The following is a 14,432-nucleotide window of genomic DNA, read 5'->3' on the forward strand; positions in this document are numbered from 1 at the left end:
ACCGCGGGGAGCGGTGCCCCGCGGTCGTGGCCGTCGAACCGTTCGCGCCGTCCGGTGCTGGCCGGATGCTACCGCGCCCTCACGTGACCGGCGTCACCCGGTCCGCCTCCGCCCGGTCACCGTCGGGGGCCGGAGCCCCGGACTCGGCGATGTGCAGTGCCGCGATCAACTCCCGGTACAGCTTGTCCCGGTCCATCAGCTCCCGGTGCGTGCCCCTGGCCCGCACCCGTCCGTCCTCCATCAGCACGATGGTGTCGGCGTGGATCACGGTGGACAGCCGGTGCGCGATGGTCACCACGGCCGCTCGGGCGGCGTGGGCGCGCACGCTCTCGGTGATGGCGGCCTCGGTGATCGCGTCCACCTGCGAGGTGGCCTCGTCCAGCAGCAGCACGTCCGGTGAGCGCAGCAGGGCGCGGGCGAGGGCGATGCGCTGGCGCTGGCCCCCGGAGAAGGACGTGGCGTCCAGCGGGGTGTCCAGCCCCTCCTCCAGGGCGTCGATCTTGTCGGCCAGCCGCACCTGGCCCAGGACCCGGCGCACCTCCTCCTCGGTGGCGTCGGGGCGGCTGAACAGCAGGTTCTCCCGGATGGTGCCGGGGATGACCGGCGTGTCCTGCTCCACGTAGGCGAAGCGGCCGCGCACCTGGCCCGGGGTGAGCTCCCGGTAGGGGGTCCCGTCCAGGAACAGCTGTCCCTCCTCGGGTTCGAGGAAGCGCAGCAGCAGCGAGAACACGGTGGTCTTGCCCGCGCCCGAGGGCCCCACGATCGCGGTGTGCCCGCGCCGGGGGACGGCCAGGTCCACCCCGTCCAGGGCGGACTCGGCGCCGGGCGCGTACCGGGCGGTGACCCCGCGCAGTTCCAGCAGCGCGCCCGCGCGCTCCCCGTGCGCCAGGTCGCCCGCGTCCTCGTTCGCGACGCCGTCCGCGGGGACGGCCGGTGCGGACGCGTCCGCCGCCTCAGAGGAGGGTTCGAGCGGGATGGCCTCCACCTCGCGGATGCGCCTGGCCGCGGCGACGCCCGACTGGAGGGTGGTGACGCTCTGGGACAGCTCCATGACCGGGGTCATCAGGGTGAACGCGTAGAGCAGGAAGGCGATGAGGGTGGAGACGTCGATCGCGCCCGAGGACACCCGCAGCGCGCCCACGCCCAGGATGGCGATGATGGCGAGCTGGATCCCGCTGAACGCGATCGTCCAGGCGACCGCCTCGCGCCGCACCGAGTGCATGCCGTGCCGAGCGGACTCCCGGGCGTGTTCGAGGATCTGGCCGCTCAGGCGCTCCTCGGCCCGGCTGACCTTGACCGTGCGGACCGCCCGCAGCGCGCCGTCGAGCATGCCGCCCATCAGGCCCAGGGAGTTCTGCGCCCTCTCCTGCGCCTTGGCCAGGGCGGGCATCAGCGTCAGGAACAGGACGGTGACCACGAGCACCGCGACGAAGGTGACCGCGAGCAGGAACAGGTCCAGCACGCCCATCATGACCAGCGTTCCCACCAGCAGCACGCCGCCGTTGATGAGGCTGATGACGCTGCTGGAGGCGGCCTCGCGCAGGAGGACCGTGTCGGAGGTCGCCCGGGTGACGAGCTCACCGGAGGAACGGCGCGACAGCGGGATGAGCGCGGCGCGGAAGTAGCGGCGCACGAGCGAGGTGCGCGCGTCCAGCACCACCTTCTCGGCGACGGTGCCCAGGAGGATCCAGTGCCACAGGCCGGACACCGTGCCCAGCACGAACAGGCCCAGCAGCAGGGCGATCGGCACGAGCAGGCCGCCCCCGCCGGAGACGGTGTCCAGGACGAGCTTGATCACCATCGGGTTGGCGAGTTCGAGCGCCGAGCCGAACAGGGCCAGGACCAGGCCCAGCACCAGCTTGTTCCGGTGCGGGCGCACGAACGACCACAGCACCCGGAGCTGGGCGAACCGGGGTTCGGGCGCGCCCGGGTTCGAGTCGGTATCTACCTTCGATGGATCAGTCATGTTTTAAAGTAGGTCATATGCGACCGATTATTGTCAACCAATTACCGACGAGCCTAGGATGAGGGCATGGTGAAGAGCGCTCCCTCAGACGAAGAGACGAGGACCCGCGCCCGGACCCGGCGCGCGATCCTCGAAGCGGCGGTGAAGGTGCTCGGGGAGAACTCCTCGGCACCCCTGTCCCAGGTGGCCAGAACCGCGGGTGTGGCGCGCAGTACGCTCCAGCGCTACTTCGCCGAACGCGCCGACCTGGTGTGCGCCCTCGGCGAGTACGCCGACGAGCTCATCAACGAGGCCACCGAGCGGGCGCGCACCACCGAGGGCACCGGGCTGGAGGCCTTCCGGCGGCTCGTGCCCGAGTACTTCGGGCTCCAGAAGGTGATCATGCTGACGGTCGGGGCCGACGACTCCTGGGACGAACTGCTGGAGGAGGAGTGCGGGGAGGCGGACCGGGCCGTGTTCGCCCTGGTCGAGCGCGGCCACGCCGACGGCAGCATCGACCCCAGGATCACGCCGATGTGGGCGCAGCAGCTCCTGTGGTCGGGGCTCTACGCGGCCTGGACCTACGTGGGCGTCAGCCGCACGCCCGCCTACGAGGCCCTCAACCTGTGCGTGCACTCGCTGGTCAAGGCCATCGCGAACCCCGGCGCGAACGGTGCGGATGTCTGACGCGGGGCGGCGCGGGGAGGCCCCGCCGGGCGGGCGCGGGCGACTACAGGTACAGGCCGGTGCCGCGCTCGGGGGCCTCGTTGGCGACGGCGTGCACGTCGCGCTCGCGCAGGATCACGTAGCGCTCGCCGTTCAGTTCGACCTCGCCCTGCTCCTCGGGGTCGAAGAGCACCCGGTCCCCGGTCTTCACGTGGCGGGCGCTGGTTCCGGCGCCGACGACCTCTCCCCACGCGAGCCTGGTCGCCAGCTTGACCGTGTCCGGGATGACCAGTCCGGCGCTGCTGCGCCGCTCGGTCCTGTCCGGGACCGTCTTCACCAGCAGGCGGTCGTGGAGCATCTGGATCTCAAGCTTTGATTCGGGCACCACTCCAGGGTATTCGGCGCGGAAACCGGCCACCGCACGTCCATCCGCAGGCCCTGAGGTCGCAACCCACTTCCAACCTCCGGTACAGTAATTCCATCGCCGAGCGGGGGAACCGCCCGGCATACAAGGGGCTATGGCGCAGTTGGTAGCGCGCCTCCATGGCATGGAGGAGGTCTGGGGTTCGAATCCCCATAGCTCCACTCGACTCAGGGCGACCCTGCTCGCGCGTGAACGCGCTCGCCGGGTCGCCTTCGTTGTGTCCTCCGGGGGGAGACCCCCGAACCCCCGAGGTACCCCCTGTGGTCGGGGCCGTGGTTATCGGTGGGGTGGGTGGAGCGCTCTCTTGTGACGTGAGGCTTCGCCTCGGGGGTTGTGATGCTGGCCCCGGTCCGCTGTGGTTCGTCATGCGGTGGTGCGGTCGTCGGCGGCGCGGCGGCACGTACTCGACGTCGATCGGACCCAGGTCGGTTCCGGGCGGCACGATCTCGTCGATGCGGTCGAGAAGGTCGTCATCAAGGAAGGTGCCGGCTCCCGCGACCAGGTCGTCCAGCTGTTCCATGGTGCGCGGTCCGATGGTCGCCGAGGTGACCGCCGGGTGGGCGGCGACGAACGCGGGGGCGAGGTGGGCCAGCGGCAGCCCGGCCTGTTCGGCGATCGGCACGAGCGCTTCGACGGCGTCGAGCTTGCGTCGTCGGTCATGTGCTGAGGGGCCCAGCGCAGGCGGGAGACTGAGGCCGTTTCTCCGCCGTGTCTGTGGAAGCGGCCGGTGAGCAGTCCCATCGACAGCGGGCTCCACACCAGGGTGCCCCGACCGTAACGCTGGCAGACCGGGAAGACCTCGCGTTCGGCACCGCGGTTGAGGATCGAGTAGTGCGGTTGCCCGGTGCGGTACCGGACGAGCCTGGCGGTCACGGGCTCGGTGCTGCGGAGGCGGGGACGGATCGGCGACCTCCTGCGCGCCGCCGGGGCGTCGAGGGTGGAGGCCACCACCCTGGGCTGGGGTTTCGGCCCGTTCGGGACCGTGACCGTCGCGCATGGTGAACCCACCACGCCGACGCGCGACGCGAGGTCCCCGTCCACGGCCCGTTCGTCGGTCAGGGAGCCGGAGGGGGGCTGACCCGTTCGTCCACGAAGGCGAGGAGGTCCGGGTCGCCGGAGACCAGGCGCTCCACTTCCTCGCCCCCGTCGCACCGGCACAGGGCCACCGTCACCTCGGAGGCCGTCCGCCCCACCACCCGCCACACGGCGCCGTGGTCCTCCCAGCGGACCAGGGTGTCGACCGGGTTCTGTCGTGGTCTGTCGCTCATGTCCTCTCCTGTGCCCGTTCGGGAGCCGTCGAAGAGGATTTCGGTTCGTGCGGTCGGGCTGCGTCCCGGCTGTTCCGGAACGACTGCGGGGCGCCGGAGGCGCGGGGACGTGTGGGGTGGCCGACACCGCGGCTGGTCATCCCACCCCCGCACGTCCGATAGACTCGAACCGTTGCTGCAAGGCACACGGGGCTATGGCGCAGTTGGTAGCGCGCCTCCATGGCATGGAGGAGGTCTGGGGTTCGAATCCCCATAGCTCCACGTGACGCGGGCTGCTGCTCGCCGGTCTTCGACCGGCTCGCCGCAGCCCGCTCTGCTTTCCGGGGGGAGACCCCCCGAACCCCCCGAGGCACCCCCCTGTGGTTGGGGTCGCGGTCATCGGTGGGGTGGGTGGAGCGGTCCCCTGTGGCGTGAGGCTTCGCCTCGGGATTGCGGGGCCTCACCTCGCGGGGATGGTGAACGGCGTGCCGGTGAGCTCCTCGGAGAGGGCCCACAGGCGGGCGCCGGTCCCGGGGGCCGTGCTCGCGGCGGGGGGTCGTACGGGTTCCGGCCTGCCGACCACCAGGCGTGAGGGTCCGTAGTATCCGCCGCCGACGCCCTGGGGATCGAGCGCCGCGCGGACGACCGGCCAGGCGCCCCGGTGCTTGCCCTGGACGAGCGCGGAGGCCAGCGAGTACAGCGCGCGAGTCGCCCCGGAGGGCTCGTTGACCCCCTCGCGGCGAGGTGACAGCTGGTCGAGGGCGGCCCCCGGGTGTGCGACGAGCGAAGCGGTGTCAGCCCCGGCCGCGCGCAGACGGCGGTCCAGTTCGAAGCCGAAGACCTCGGTCGCGTGCTTGGAGCGGATGTAGGCTCCGCGCCCGCTGTAGCCGTCCTCGCTCATGAGTTGGTCGAGGTCGAACGTGCCCCTGTGGGTGACGTAGCTGCCGAGGGACACCACGCGGCTGCCCGGCGTCGACAGGAGCGAGGGCAGGGTCCGCGCGATGAACGCGAAGTGCCCCAGGTGGTTGGTCCCCACGGTCAGTTCCAGGCCCTGGGCGGTGGTCCGGCGCAGGGGGCCGGCGGAGATGACGCCCGCGTTCGCCACCAGTACGTCGATCCCCCCTCGGTCGCCGAGGGCCTGCGCCGCCCGGGAGACCGAGTCCAGGTCCGCCAGGTCGAGCGTGACGGCCGACAGGTCCGCCTCGGGGACCAGCGCGCCGATCGACCGCATCGCCGTCTCCAGACGATCGGCCCGGCGTCCCAGGAGCACCACGTGCGCTCCGGTGGCGGCGAGCTGTTCGGCGACGAAGTAGCCGATCCCGGAGGTCGCTCCGGTCACGGCCATCGTCCTGCCCGGCTGCCTGGGCGGTCGGCGGGGATCCCACGGAGACATGGTCCGCCTCCTTTCGCTTCGAGGGTCGAAGTATCTCCTGAAGGCTATCACTTCGATGCTCGAAGCGATTCTTCCTGTCCCGCTCTTGACTCGGGGTGTGTCGCGAGCCATAATCAACACATCGGTTGATTAACAGGAAAGTTGAATACGCAGATGGCGACCGACCCGTTGAGTCTCACCTTCGCGGCACTGGCCGACCCGACCCGTCGGGCGCTGCTGGCGAGGCTCGCCGAGGGCGAGGCCACCGTCAACGAGCTGGCGGAGCCGTTTCCCATCAGCCTCCAGGCGGTCTCCCGGCACCTGAAGGTGCTGGAGCGGGCGGGACTGGTCAGCCGGGGCCGCGACGCGCAGTGGCGCCCCTGCCGACTGGAGACCGCTCCCCTGGAGGAGGCGACGGGGTGGATCGAGCGCTACCACCGCCAGTGGGAGGACCGCTTCGACCGGCTCGACGCGGAGATCCGCCGAATCCAGCAGACACAGAACACAGGAGAGCAGTCATGAGCGACCTCACGGTGATCGCCGAGCCCGGACAGCACGACGTCGTCATCACGCGCAGCTTCGACGCGCCCCGCGACGTGGTGTTCAAGGCCATGACCGATCCCGAGTACCTCGCCCGGTGGTGGGGGCTCAAGGAGAACGAGACCGTCATCGACCGTGCGGACCTGCGCCCGGGCGGTTCCTGGAGGTACGTCGAGCACGCCCCCGACGGCCAGGAGTACGGCTTCCACGGCGTGGTCCACGACGTCGTCGCGCCCGAGCGCTTCGTGCAGACCTTCGAGTTCGAGGGCATGCCCGGGCACGTGTGCCTGGAGACCACCACCCTGGAGGAGCGGGACGGCCGCACCCTCTACACGTCGACCACGGTGTTCCAGAGCGTCGAGGACCGCGACGGCATGGTCGAGTCCGGCATGGAGTACGGCCTGAAGCAGTCCATGGGCGTTCTGGACGAGCTCCTGGCCACGATGGCCTGAGAGCTTTCCGGAGGAGGACCGGCCGGGACCCGCGGCCGGTCCGGCCTGTGGACAACGCCCGCCCTGTCCCTCACGGCCGGTACTGTCGATCCGTGGCAGATCTCCCCGACGTTCCCACCCTGCTCGACGCGGCCGTGGCCGCCCTGGGCGGCAGCCGCCGCGAGGGCCAGGCGACCATGGCCGGTGCCGTGGCCGAGGCGGTCGACAAGCGCGAACACCTGGTGGTCCAGGCCGGTACCGGCACCGGAAAGTCCCTGGCCTACCTGGTGCCCGCGATCAGACATGCGATGGCCAGGGAGAGCACCGTGGTGGTCTCCACCGCCACCATCGCCCTGCAGAACCAGCTCATCGAGCGCGACCTGCCGCGCCTGGCCAAGGCCCTCACGCCGATGCTGCCCCGCGAGCCCACGTTCGCCGTGCTCAAGGGCCGCCGCAACTACCTGTGCCGCAACCGGCTCCAGACCGCGGGCGAGGAGGCCGAGGACACCGAGCTGTTCGACCCGCGCCAGCTCTCCTCGCTGGGCCGTCAGGTGGCCCGCCTGCACGAGTGGGCCGAGGACACCGTCACCGGCGACCGCGACGAACTCGCCCCCGGCGTCAGCGACCTGGCCTGGCGCCAGGTGTCGGTGGCCGCCAACGAGTGCATGGGCGCCCGCATCTGCCCCTTCGGCCAGGAGTGCTTCGCCGAGTTCGCCCGCGAGGCCACCCAGGGCGTGGACGTGGTGGTCACCAACCACGCCATGCTCTCCATCGACATGTCGCAGGGCTACCACATCCTGCCCGAGCACAACACGATCATGATCGACGAGGCGCACGAACTCGTCGACCGCGCCACCTCCGTGGCCACCGGCGTCCTGGGCGAGCGCACCGTCAACGCCGCGGCCAAGCGCGCCGCCCGCCTGATCGAACCCGGGGTCAGCGAACGCCTGACCGAGTGCGCCGACGGCCTCGCCCTGATGTTCACCGAGTCGCCCGACGGACGCCTGGACCACATCGACGACGCCCTGGCCAACGCGGTCGCCGCCACCCGCGACGCCGCCTCGGCCTGCGTCACCGCCATCGGCCCCTCGCCCGGGGAGCTGGACCCGGACGGCGCCAGCGACCGCCGCCTGGCCCTGGCCGCGCTCGGCGAGGTGCACGACACCGCCGTGCGCGTCCTGGAGTCCTTCGAACCCGCCCTGCGCGACCGCACCGAGGTCGTCTGGCTGACCAAGGCGCCCGGCCGCCAACCCGCGCTCCACGTCGCCCCGCTCGGTGTGGGCGGGCTGCTGCGCGAGAAGCTCTTCGGCGACCGCACCGTGGTCCTGACCTCCGCCACCCTCACCCTGGGCGGCTCCTTCACCTCCCTGGCCAACCAGTGGGGGCTGGGCCGGGAGGTGACCCAGGAGGCCGTCGAACGCGCCGCGGCGGGCCGCGGTCCGGAGCCGGCCGGGTCACGGGACGCGGCCGGTCCGGCGAACGCTGCCGGGGACCGGGCCGCGGACGGCCCTGACGGCGGCTCCGGAGACGACGACGAGGACGGCCCGCACCGCGCGGCCGGGGAGCCCCGCTGGCGCGCGCTGGACGTCGGCTCGCCCTTCGAGCACGCCCGCCGGGGCATCCTCTACGTGGCCACCCACCTGCCGTCGCCCGGCCGCGACGGTCTCGCGCCCGCCTACCTGGACGAGATCAGCGAGCTCATCGAGGCCGCCGACGGCCGTGCGCTGGGCCTGTTCTCCTCCATGCGCGCCGCCCAGCAGGCCGCCGAGGAGCTCCGCGAGCGCCTGGACCAGCCGATCCTGTGCCAGGGGGAGGACTCCACCGGGCAGCTGGTGCGCCGCTTCGCCGAGGACGAGCGGTCCTGTCTGTTCGGCACCCTGTCGCTGTGGCAGGGCGTGGACGTGCCCGGACCCTCGCTGTCCCTGGTGATCGTGGACCGCATCCCCTTCCCCAGGCCCGACGACCCGCTGGCCTCCGCGCGCCAGCGCGCGGTCGCCGCGCACGGGGGCAACGGCTTCCTGTCGGTGGCCGCCACCCACGCCGCCCTGCTGCTCGCCCAGGGCACCGGGCGCCTGCTGCGCTCCACCGAGGACCGGGGGGTCATCGCCGTCCTGGACCCGCGCCTGGCCACGGCCCGCTACGGCGGATTCCTGCGCGCCTCCCTGCCGCCCTACTGGGGGACCACCGATCCGGCGGTGGCCAGATCGGCGCTGCGCCGCCTCGCCGGCCAGCCCGAACCCGCCGCCGGGTAGCGCCGGGGCCGCGCCCTCGTTCCGGGACCCGCGTTGCGAAAGCCCGGTCCGGGAGCGCGGTCCGGCCTCAGCCGCGGGTGCGGTAGCCGAACAGCCGGACCGCGTACGCGGGGGACTCGTCGTCCTCCGCCTCCTGGATGAACCAGCGGTCGTCGTGCTCGCCCACCAGGAGTTCGTTCCACATCATGTCGATGAGCTTGAGCCGGGAGACCACGGACGCCTCGGGGTCCAGCACGATCGAGTAGGCGCGGTCGGTCAGCCGCTGGGTCACCATGCCCACGGACTGGCCGTCCCAGATGGCCGGGACGGGGGCGTGCCCGACCTCGACCCCGCACAGCCGCAGCTGCTCCACCTCCTCGTCGAGGGCCTCGGCCGCCAGGGCGCCGTCCAGTCGCAGGGCGTCCTCCAGTTCGTCGCGGTCCTCGTCGGCGCGCATGTAGGCGTGGTAGGTGCGGTAGCCACAGGTGCGGCACTTGCGCCAGACGACGCAGCGGGCCAGCCCGTAGGCGGACTGCGCCTCGCCCACACTCTGGTAGTCGCTCACCTCGCGAATCGTGCCGCAGTCGCAGCACAGGGCCGTGAGATCCTGCTTCATCAGAGTCCCCCCTCCGAGGCGAGTATGCGACGGATGAAGCCCGTTAGGGAACCCGTTCGGCGAGGAAGTCGCGGCAAGGACTCGTCATCAATGCCCAAAATGACCCGGTCGCGGGTTTCGGACCGTCCCCAACGGCGTGTCGGTGTGGCGAGTCTTACCCTCGCCCAGTACGCCCGCGCGCCCTCACTCGTCCAGTGACAGGCCACGCTTGTTGCGTGCGCTCCAGTCGCGCATCCGCTGCGGGTAGCCGACGATCTGCACGTCGTAGGCCGGGGTCGCCAGGTTCCTGGCCACCTTGCGGATCACGTCGGGCGAGCCGCATCGGCGACGGATCCACTCGCCGTCCGTCGCGACCGCGACCGCCGTGGTCTGCGTGGCGAAGGTCTCCGGCTCGACGAAGAACTCCACCCCCACCCGGCTCTTGGCGAAGTCGATCAGCGCCTTGATGTCCGAATCCTCGGCTGCCCGGTCGAAACGGGCCTTGCCCTTGCGGTTGGCCTTGCGGAGTCCGAAACGGTCTCGCCATCCCATCGGCGCTCATGTCCCCTTGGTGCAACTCGGTGCGGCTCGGCGCGGCTGGATGCTCGGGACCTTGCGGCGGTCCCCGCCGGGCACCACGACTCCCGAGTCTAGCGGGCCGGTACCGACCCGACAGGACGCGTATCCCCGTGCTCCCGCGGCTTTGCGCGTTTTCCGGACAGTCCTGTCACCGCGCTGCTACGTTCTGTTCTCACGTGGTGCTTACAGGGGGTGCAGACCATGCCGATGTGGACGTGGGCGGGGGAGACCGCACGACGACTCCGGACGGCCGGACAGGCGGAGCTGGCCGAGGCGGTCGCGGGCCTGCCCGTGCTCAGTGAGGCCGGGGACCCGGTGCGCGTGGAGGCCGTGGCCCGTTCGGCGCTGCGCACCGCGCGCCGGCTGGTCGCCGAGGCGGGCGCGGCCGAGGCCGCGGTCCCGGGGGTCTTCGGCCCGCCGACCCTGTTCTTCCTCGCGCACTGGCCCCTGGCCGTGCGCGTGGGGGCCATGGCCGAGGGCGGGCGCGCGCTCGCCCAGGTCAGCGCGGCGGCCGACGACGAACCCGAGCCCCTGGCCCACGGCCCGCTGCCGGTGTCCCTGCTGGAGACCCTGGTGCGCTGCCACGCCAACGTCGACGCCCGCGGCACTGCCGAGCAGCGCCGCGAACTGCTCTCCACCCGGCGCCTGGCCGGTTGGGAACGCACCCCCGCCTGGCCCGCCTTCACCCTCGCCCGGGTGAACCTGCTCATCGACGAGGACCTGGCCGACCGGGCCGAGAACGAGCTGCGGCGCTACGAGCACACCGCCACCGGCCCGGCCATGCTCGGCGCCGACGGGGTGTTCGCCCTCGTCAGAGCCCTGCGTCACCAGGACGAGCACGCCCAGGCCCTGGAGGTGCTGGACCGGATGGAGGCGGAGCTGGTCCTGGACGAGGCCAACCCGCGCCGGGCAGCCCTGCACCGCCGCATCCGCTTCGAGCGCGCTCGGCTGCTGTCCTGGCTGGCCCGCCTGGGCCACTGCCCGCCCCAGGAGGCCATCGTCCCGCTGCCCACCGTGGAGGAGGCCGAGGCGTACCCGAGCCTGCGGCCCGCGTGGGTGGAGGCGGTGGAGAACCTGGTGTGCCAGGGCGCGGTGCGCAACGACTGGCGGCTGGGGGTGCGGGTGACCACCTGGTCGCGCTACTTCGAGCGGGTGGGGGCGCCGCGCCGCGGCGCCGAGCTCGCCCTGTCCGCCGCCCGCCTGGCCTCGGTCCGCGGCGCCCGCTGGGTGGCGAGCTGCTCCGCGCAGCGGGCGGAGCGGCTCATCGGGGAACTGGGGCGCACCGAGGAGATCCTGGGCGACCTGGCCGAGGTGCGCGCCATGATCGCGACGATGCCCCCGGTCCGGCCGCTGGCACCGGCCGAGGACGTGCTGGACTTCCTGCGGGCGCAGCCCGTGGAGGAGGTCGACCCCGAGCAGCAGGCCGAACAGGTCAACGCCGCCCTGGAGAGGATGCCGCACGACACCCCGCTGCTGACCGCGCTCGGCCAGGTCGGCCGGACCCTGATGCTCTCGGACGCGGCGACCGAGCCCCAGTGGCGCCACGTGCGCGAGCAGCCGGGGGACCAGCGCGCGGCGCTGTCGCTGCTGGAGACCCTCCTGCACGACAACGACACCGTCGGGGTGCGCACCCTCGTGAGCACCCTCGCCGCCGGTGCGCTGGACGGCCCCGTGCGGGTCGGGACCGCCGGGCAGGGGGCCCTGGCGCCCCATTCCTGACGGGCGGGTCGCGGGCAACTCCGCCCGTGGACCGGCCGGAACCGTTGCCGGTGTGACGCGAGGGTTCTGACCTGCGATGATCCTGTACTTACAGCGGAGGTTCGACGGCCCAGGCTCGCTATGGGTACAGGAGCACGGTGCGGGGAGTGAGCTGGATCGCGTCAGGGAGCGCCCTCACACGGTCGCCGCACCCACCCCGGACGCGAGGGAGCGCCCCGCGGGGTAGGACAGCGCGGCGGCGGGCAGCCGGGAGGGTCGGCCGCTGGCCAGCACCCGTACCCGGCCCGGCGCGGCGCCCACGGGCGTCTCGCCGATCCGGCGCAGGGCCTGCGCGGCGACCGCTCCGGCGGCGGTGAACAACTCCGCCCGTCCGCCCAGGGCCGCGGAGATCCGCCCGCCCACCAGGTCGTAGTGCGTGCACCCGAGCACCACGCCGTGCACGTCGCCGGGGGTCAGATCGGCGGCGTAGGCCACCGCGTCGTCGATCAGCCGCGGGTCGGCCGACTCCACCGCCTCGGCCAGCCCCGCGCAGGCCACCGCGGTCACCTCCACGCCGCGGGCGAAGGTCTCGATGAGCTGGCGCTGGTAGCCGCTGCGCGTGGTCGCGGCGGTGGACCACACCGCGATCGGCCCTCCGGCCGCCGCCGCGGGCTTGATGGCGGGCACCGTCCCGATCACCGGGACACCCGGCTCGAACTCGGCGCGCAGCTCGGCCAGCACGTGCACCGAGGCGGTGTTGCACGGCACCACCACGGCGTCCAGCGCCGCGTCCCCGGCGGCCTCCCGGGCGGCCCGGGCTCCGGCCAGGGCCCGCGCGATGATCTCATCCGGGGTACGCGGACCCCAGGGCATGTGGTCGGGGTCCATCGACAGGAACAGGTCGGCGTCCGGCCGTGCCACACGCAGGGCCGCCGCGGTCGAGAGCATGCCGATACCGGAGTCAACGAGAGCGATACGCACGAATCCCGATCCTACGACCACCTCCGCACCGCACCGGCGGGACACCGCCCGGAGGGGCGGGATCCGCTCCCGGCCGCCGTGTTCCGGACACAACCGCAGACAGGGCAACTGAGGGGAAGACACGGAACAAATGGGGTGGCACAAGGTCGTTACCGATAGATAGAACTGAATGGATCGGCCGTCCCAGCCGCCCGGCGGCCATGGCCGATCCGGCACGCGAGTGCGTGCCACCGACACCGGAACGGGAACTGGGATGACTCCTCAACAGCAGGGCACGGGCAGCGCCACCTCCGCGCGGACGGGGCTCGCCGAGCACATAGCGGCGGTCCAGAGACTGCGCCGCGACTACCGGGTCCTGCCCCCGGGAGCGCCGGTGCGCCTGGCCAAGCCCACCTCCAACCTCTTCCGGTTCCGCGAGCCCACCAGCGCACCGGCCCTGGACGTGTCCGCCTTCACCGGCGTCATCGCCATCGACCCCGTCGAGCGACTCGCCGACGTCGGCGGTATGACCACCTACGAGGACCTCGTCGCCGCCACCCTGCCGCACGGCCTCATGCCGACGGTCGTCCCCCAGCTGCGCACCATCACCCTCGGCGGCGCCGTCACCGGCATGGGCATCGAGTCCTCCTCCTTTCGCAACGGCCTGCCGCACGAGGCCGTCCAGGAGATGGAGATCCTCACCGGAGGCGGCGACGTCGTCACCGCCACCAGGGACAACGAGTACAGCGACCTCTTCCACGGCTTCCCCAACTCCTACGGGACCCTGGGCTACAGCCTGCGCCTGCGCGTGGAACTCGAACCGGTCTCCCCGTACGTGCACCTGCGCCACCTGCGCTTCCACAAGGCCGCCGAGGTCATGGACGCCCTGGCCCTGATCTGCGCCGACCGAGAGCATGGGGGCCAGCCGGTCGACTTCGTGGACGGGGTCGCCTTCGGCCCCGACGAGCTGTACCTGACCCTGGCCCGCTTCACCGACCAGGCCCCCTGGACCAGCGACTACACAGGCCGGGAGGTCTACTACCGGTCCATCCAGCGCTACGCGGGCAGCGGCCCCGGCGACTACCTCACCATCGCCGACTACCTGTGGCGCTGGGACACGGACTGGTTCTGGTGCTCCAGGGCCTTCGGCACCCAGCACCCGCTGGTGCGCCCCCTGTGGCCGCGCTCCCTCAAGCGCTCCGACGTCTACCGCAGGCTGGTCGCCTGGGACCGGCGCACCGACTTCTCCCGCCTCCTCAACCACTACCGGGGCCGACGGCCCCAGGAACCCCTCATTCAGGACATCGAGGTGGGTGTCGAACGCGGCGCGGAGTTCCTCGACACCTACCACGCCGAGATCGGCATGACCCCCGTGTGGATGTGCCCCCTCCGGCTCCGCGAGCCCCGGCGCCCCGGTCAGGGCGAGGACGAGCACGTGTGGCCGCTCTACCCCCTGGACCACGACCGCCTCTACGTGAACTTCGGCTTCTGGGGCCTGGTCGACATGAAGCCGGGGCAGCGCCGGGCCCACCACAACCGCCTCGTCGAGGAGACGGTGGCCGACCTGGGAGGCCACAAGTCCCTGTACTCGGACTCCTTCTACGGCGAGGAGGAGTTCTGGCGCCTGTACAACGGCACCGCCTACGCCGGGCTCAAGGAGGCCTACGACCCCGAGGGGCGGCTGCTCGACCTGTACGCCAAGTGCGTACGCAACCGTTGACGGCACGAGACCACCGGGACGCGG

Annotated in this window: 13 protein-coding genes, 2 tRNA genes and 2 pseudogenes; 8 read left to right on the forward strand and 9 right to left on the reverse strand. The window is 72.2% G+C overall.

The window, feature by feature from the left end:
- Window positions 1-79 precede the first annotated feature (79 nt).
- Window positions 80-1,894, reverse strand: coding sequence for an ABC transporter ATP-binding protein (locus ACSIH6_RS02260; protein ID WP_435106265.1), 1,815 nt, complete (start codon window positions 1,892-1,894; stop codon window positions 80-82).
- Between the two features lie 138 nt (window positions 1,895-2,032).
- Between ACSIH6_RS02260 and ACSIH6_RS02265 the strand changes: the two genes are divergently transcribed.
- Complete coding sequence (locus ACSIH6_RS02265; protein ID WP_435106051.1) at window positions 2,033-2,632, forward strand: TetR/AcrR family transcriptional regulator; 600 nt, start codon at window positions 2,033-2,035, stop codon at window positions 2,630-2,632.
- 43 nt (window positions 2,633-2,675) lie between these two features.
- On the opposite strand, the gene ACSIH6_RS02270 is transcribed toward ACSIH6_RS02265, so the two are convergent.
- Complete coding sequence (locus ACSIH6_RS02270) at window positions 2,676-2,969, reverse strand: GroES family chaperonin (RefSeq protein ID WP_019609623.1); 294 nt, start codon at window positions 2,967-2,969, stop codon at window positions 2,676-2,678.
- A gap of 154 nt (window positions 2,970-3,123) precedes the next feature.
- Between ACSIH6_RS02270 and ACSIH6_RS02275 the strand changes: the two genes are divergently transcribed.
- Window positions 3,124-3,196: transfer RNA gene (locus tag ACSIH6_RS02275), tRNA-Ala, on the forward strand.
- 338 nt (window positions 3,197-3,534) lie between these two features.
- Here ACSIH6_RS02275 and ACSIH6_RS02280 read toward each other — a convergent pair.
- The 3 genes and pseudogenes from ACSIH6_RS02280 to ACSIH6_RS02290 all read right to left on the reverse strand — a co-directional run.
- Window positions 3,535-3,792 (reverse strand): annotated as a pseudogene (locus tag ACSIH6_RS02280) (aldo/keto reductase); the annotation flags it as partial.
- Window positions 3,756-4,193, reverse strand: a pseudogene (locus ACSIH6_RS02285) (aldo/keto reductase); the annotation flags it as partial. The pseudogenes ACSIH6_RS02285 and ACSIH6_RS02280, both read right to left, overlap by 37 nt.
- Window positions 4,091-4,303 (reverse strand): hypothetical protein, encoded by a 213-nt coding sequence (locus ACSIH6_RS02290; protein WP_435106052.1) that lies wholly within the window; start codon window positions 4,301-4,303, stop codon window positions 4,091-4,093. The gene ACSIH6_RS02290 and the pseudogene ACSIH6_RS02285, both read right to left, overlap by 103 nt.
- A 188-nt stretch (window positions 4,304-4,491) precedes the next feature.
- Here ACSIH6_RS02290 and ACSIH6_RS02295 point away from each other — a divergent pair.
- Window positions 4,492-4,564 (forward strand) — tRNA-Ala (locus ACSIH6_RS02295).
- 178 nt (window positions 4,565-4,742) lie between these two features.
- Here the strand turns inward: ACSIH6_RS02295 and ACSIH6_RS02300 are convergent.
- Window positions 4,743-5,675, reverse strand: a complete 933-nt coding sequence (locus ACSIH6_RS02300) for an SDR family NAD(P)-dependent oxidoreductase (RefSeq protein ID WP_435106054.1) — start codon at window positions 5,673-5,675, stop codon at window positions 4,743-4,745.
- Window positions 5,676-5,828: 153 nt separating this feature from the next.
- Here ACSIH6_RS02300 and ACSIH6_RS02305 point away from each other — a divergent pair, with 153 nt between their 5' ends.
- From ACSIH6_RS02305 to ACSIH6_RS02315, 3 genes are all read left to right on the forward strand, one after another.
- The gene (locus tag ACSIH6_RS02305; RefSeq protein ID WP_061078890.1) at window positions 5,829-6,176 is read left to right on the forward strand and encodes an ArsR/SmtB family transcription factor; all 348 of its coding nucleotides are present in this window, start codon (window positions 5,829-5,831) and stop codon (window positions 6,174-6,176) included.
- Window positions 6,173-6,646 carry an SRPBCC family protein gene (locus ACSIH6_RS02310; protein WP_435106056.1) on the forward strand — a complete coding sequence of 158 codons (474 nt, stop codon included), beginning with the start codon at window positions 6,173-6,175 and terminating at the stop codon, window positions 6,644-6,646. Before ACSIH6_RS02305 ends, ACSIH6_RS02310 begins: the two co-directional genes overlap by 4 nt.
- Before the next feature lie 92 nt (window positions 6,647-6,738).
- Window positions 6,739-8,877, forward strand: coding sequence for an ATP-dependent DNA helicase (locus tag ACSIH6_RS02315; protein ID WP_435106058.1), 2,139 nt, complete (start codon window positions 6,739-6,741; stop codon window positions 8,875-8,877).
- A gap of 67 nt (window positions 8,878-8,944) precedes the next feature.
- Here the strand turns inward: ACSIH6_RS02315 and ACSIH6_RS02320 are convergent, their stop codons facing one another.
- Together ACSIH6_RS02320 and ACSIH6_RS02325 are read right to left on the reverse strand one after the other, a co-directional pair.
- A complete protein-coding gene (locus ACSIH6_RS02320) occupies window positions 8,945-9,472 on the reverse strand; it encodes a DUF6315 family protein (protein WP_047870739.1) in 528 nt (175 codons plus the stop codon).
- Between the two features lie 183 nt (window positions 9,473-9,655).
- Window positions 9,656-10,003, reverse strand: coding sequence for a hypothetical protein (locus ACSIH6_RS02325; RefSeq protein ID WP_435106060.1), 348 nt, complete (start codon window positions 10,001-10,003; stop codon window positions 9,656-9,658).
- A 228-nt stretch (window positions 10,004-10,231) separates the two neighbouring features.
- On the opposite strand from ACSIH6_RS02325, the gene ACSIH6_RS02330 reads away from it, so the two are divergent.
- Window positions 10,232-11,749 (forward strand): hypothetical protein, encoded by a 1,518-nt coding sequence (locus tag ACSIH6_RS02330; RefSeq protein WP_435106062.1) that lies wholly within the window; start codon window positions 10,232-10,234, stop codon window positions 11,747-11,749.
- Between the two features lie 174 nt (window positions 11,750-11,923).
- Here ACSIH6_RS02330 and ACSIH6_RS02335 read toward each other — a convergent pair whose 3' ends face one another.
- On the reverse strand, window positions 11,924-12,709 hold the full coding sequence (locus tag ACSIH6_RS02335) for a glutamate racemase (RefSeq protein WP_435106065.1): 786 nt from the start codon (window positions 12,707-12,709) through the stop codon (window positions 11,924-11,926).
- A 253-nt stretch (window positions 12,710-12,962) separates the two neighbouring features.
- On the opposite strand from ACSIH6_RS02335, the gene ACSIH6_RS02340 reads away from it, so the two are divergent.
- Window positions 12,963-14,408, forward strand: a complete 1,446-nt coding sequence (locus ACSIH6_RS02340) for an FAD-binding oxidoreductase (RefSeq protein ID WP_435106067.1) — start codon at window positions 12,963-12,965, stop codon at window positions 14,406-14,408.
- Window positions 14,409-14,432 lie beyond the last annotated feature (24 nt).

The organism is Nocardiopsis synnemataformans, assembly GCF_965343085.1.
GTDB classification, from domain to species: Bacteria; Actinomycetota; Actinomycetes; order Streptosporangiales; family Streptosporangiaceae; genus Nocardiopsis; species Nocardiopsis alborubida.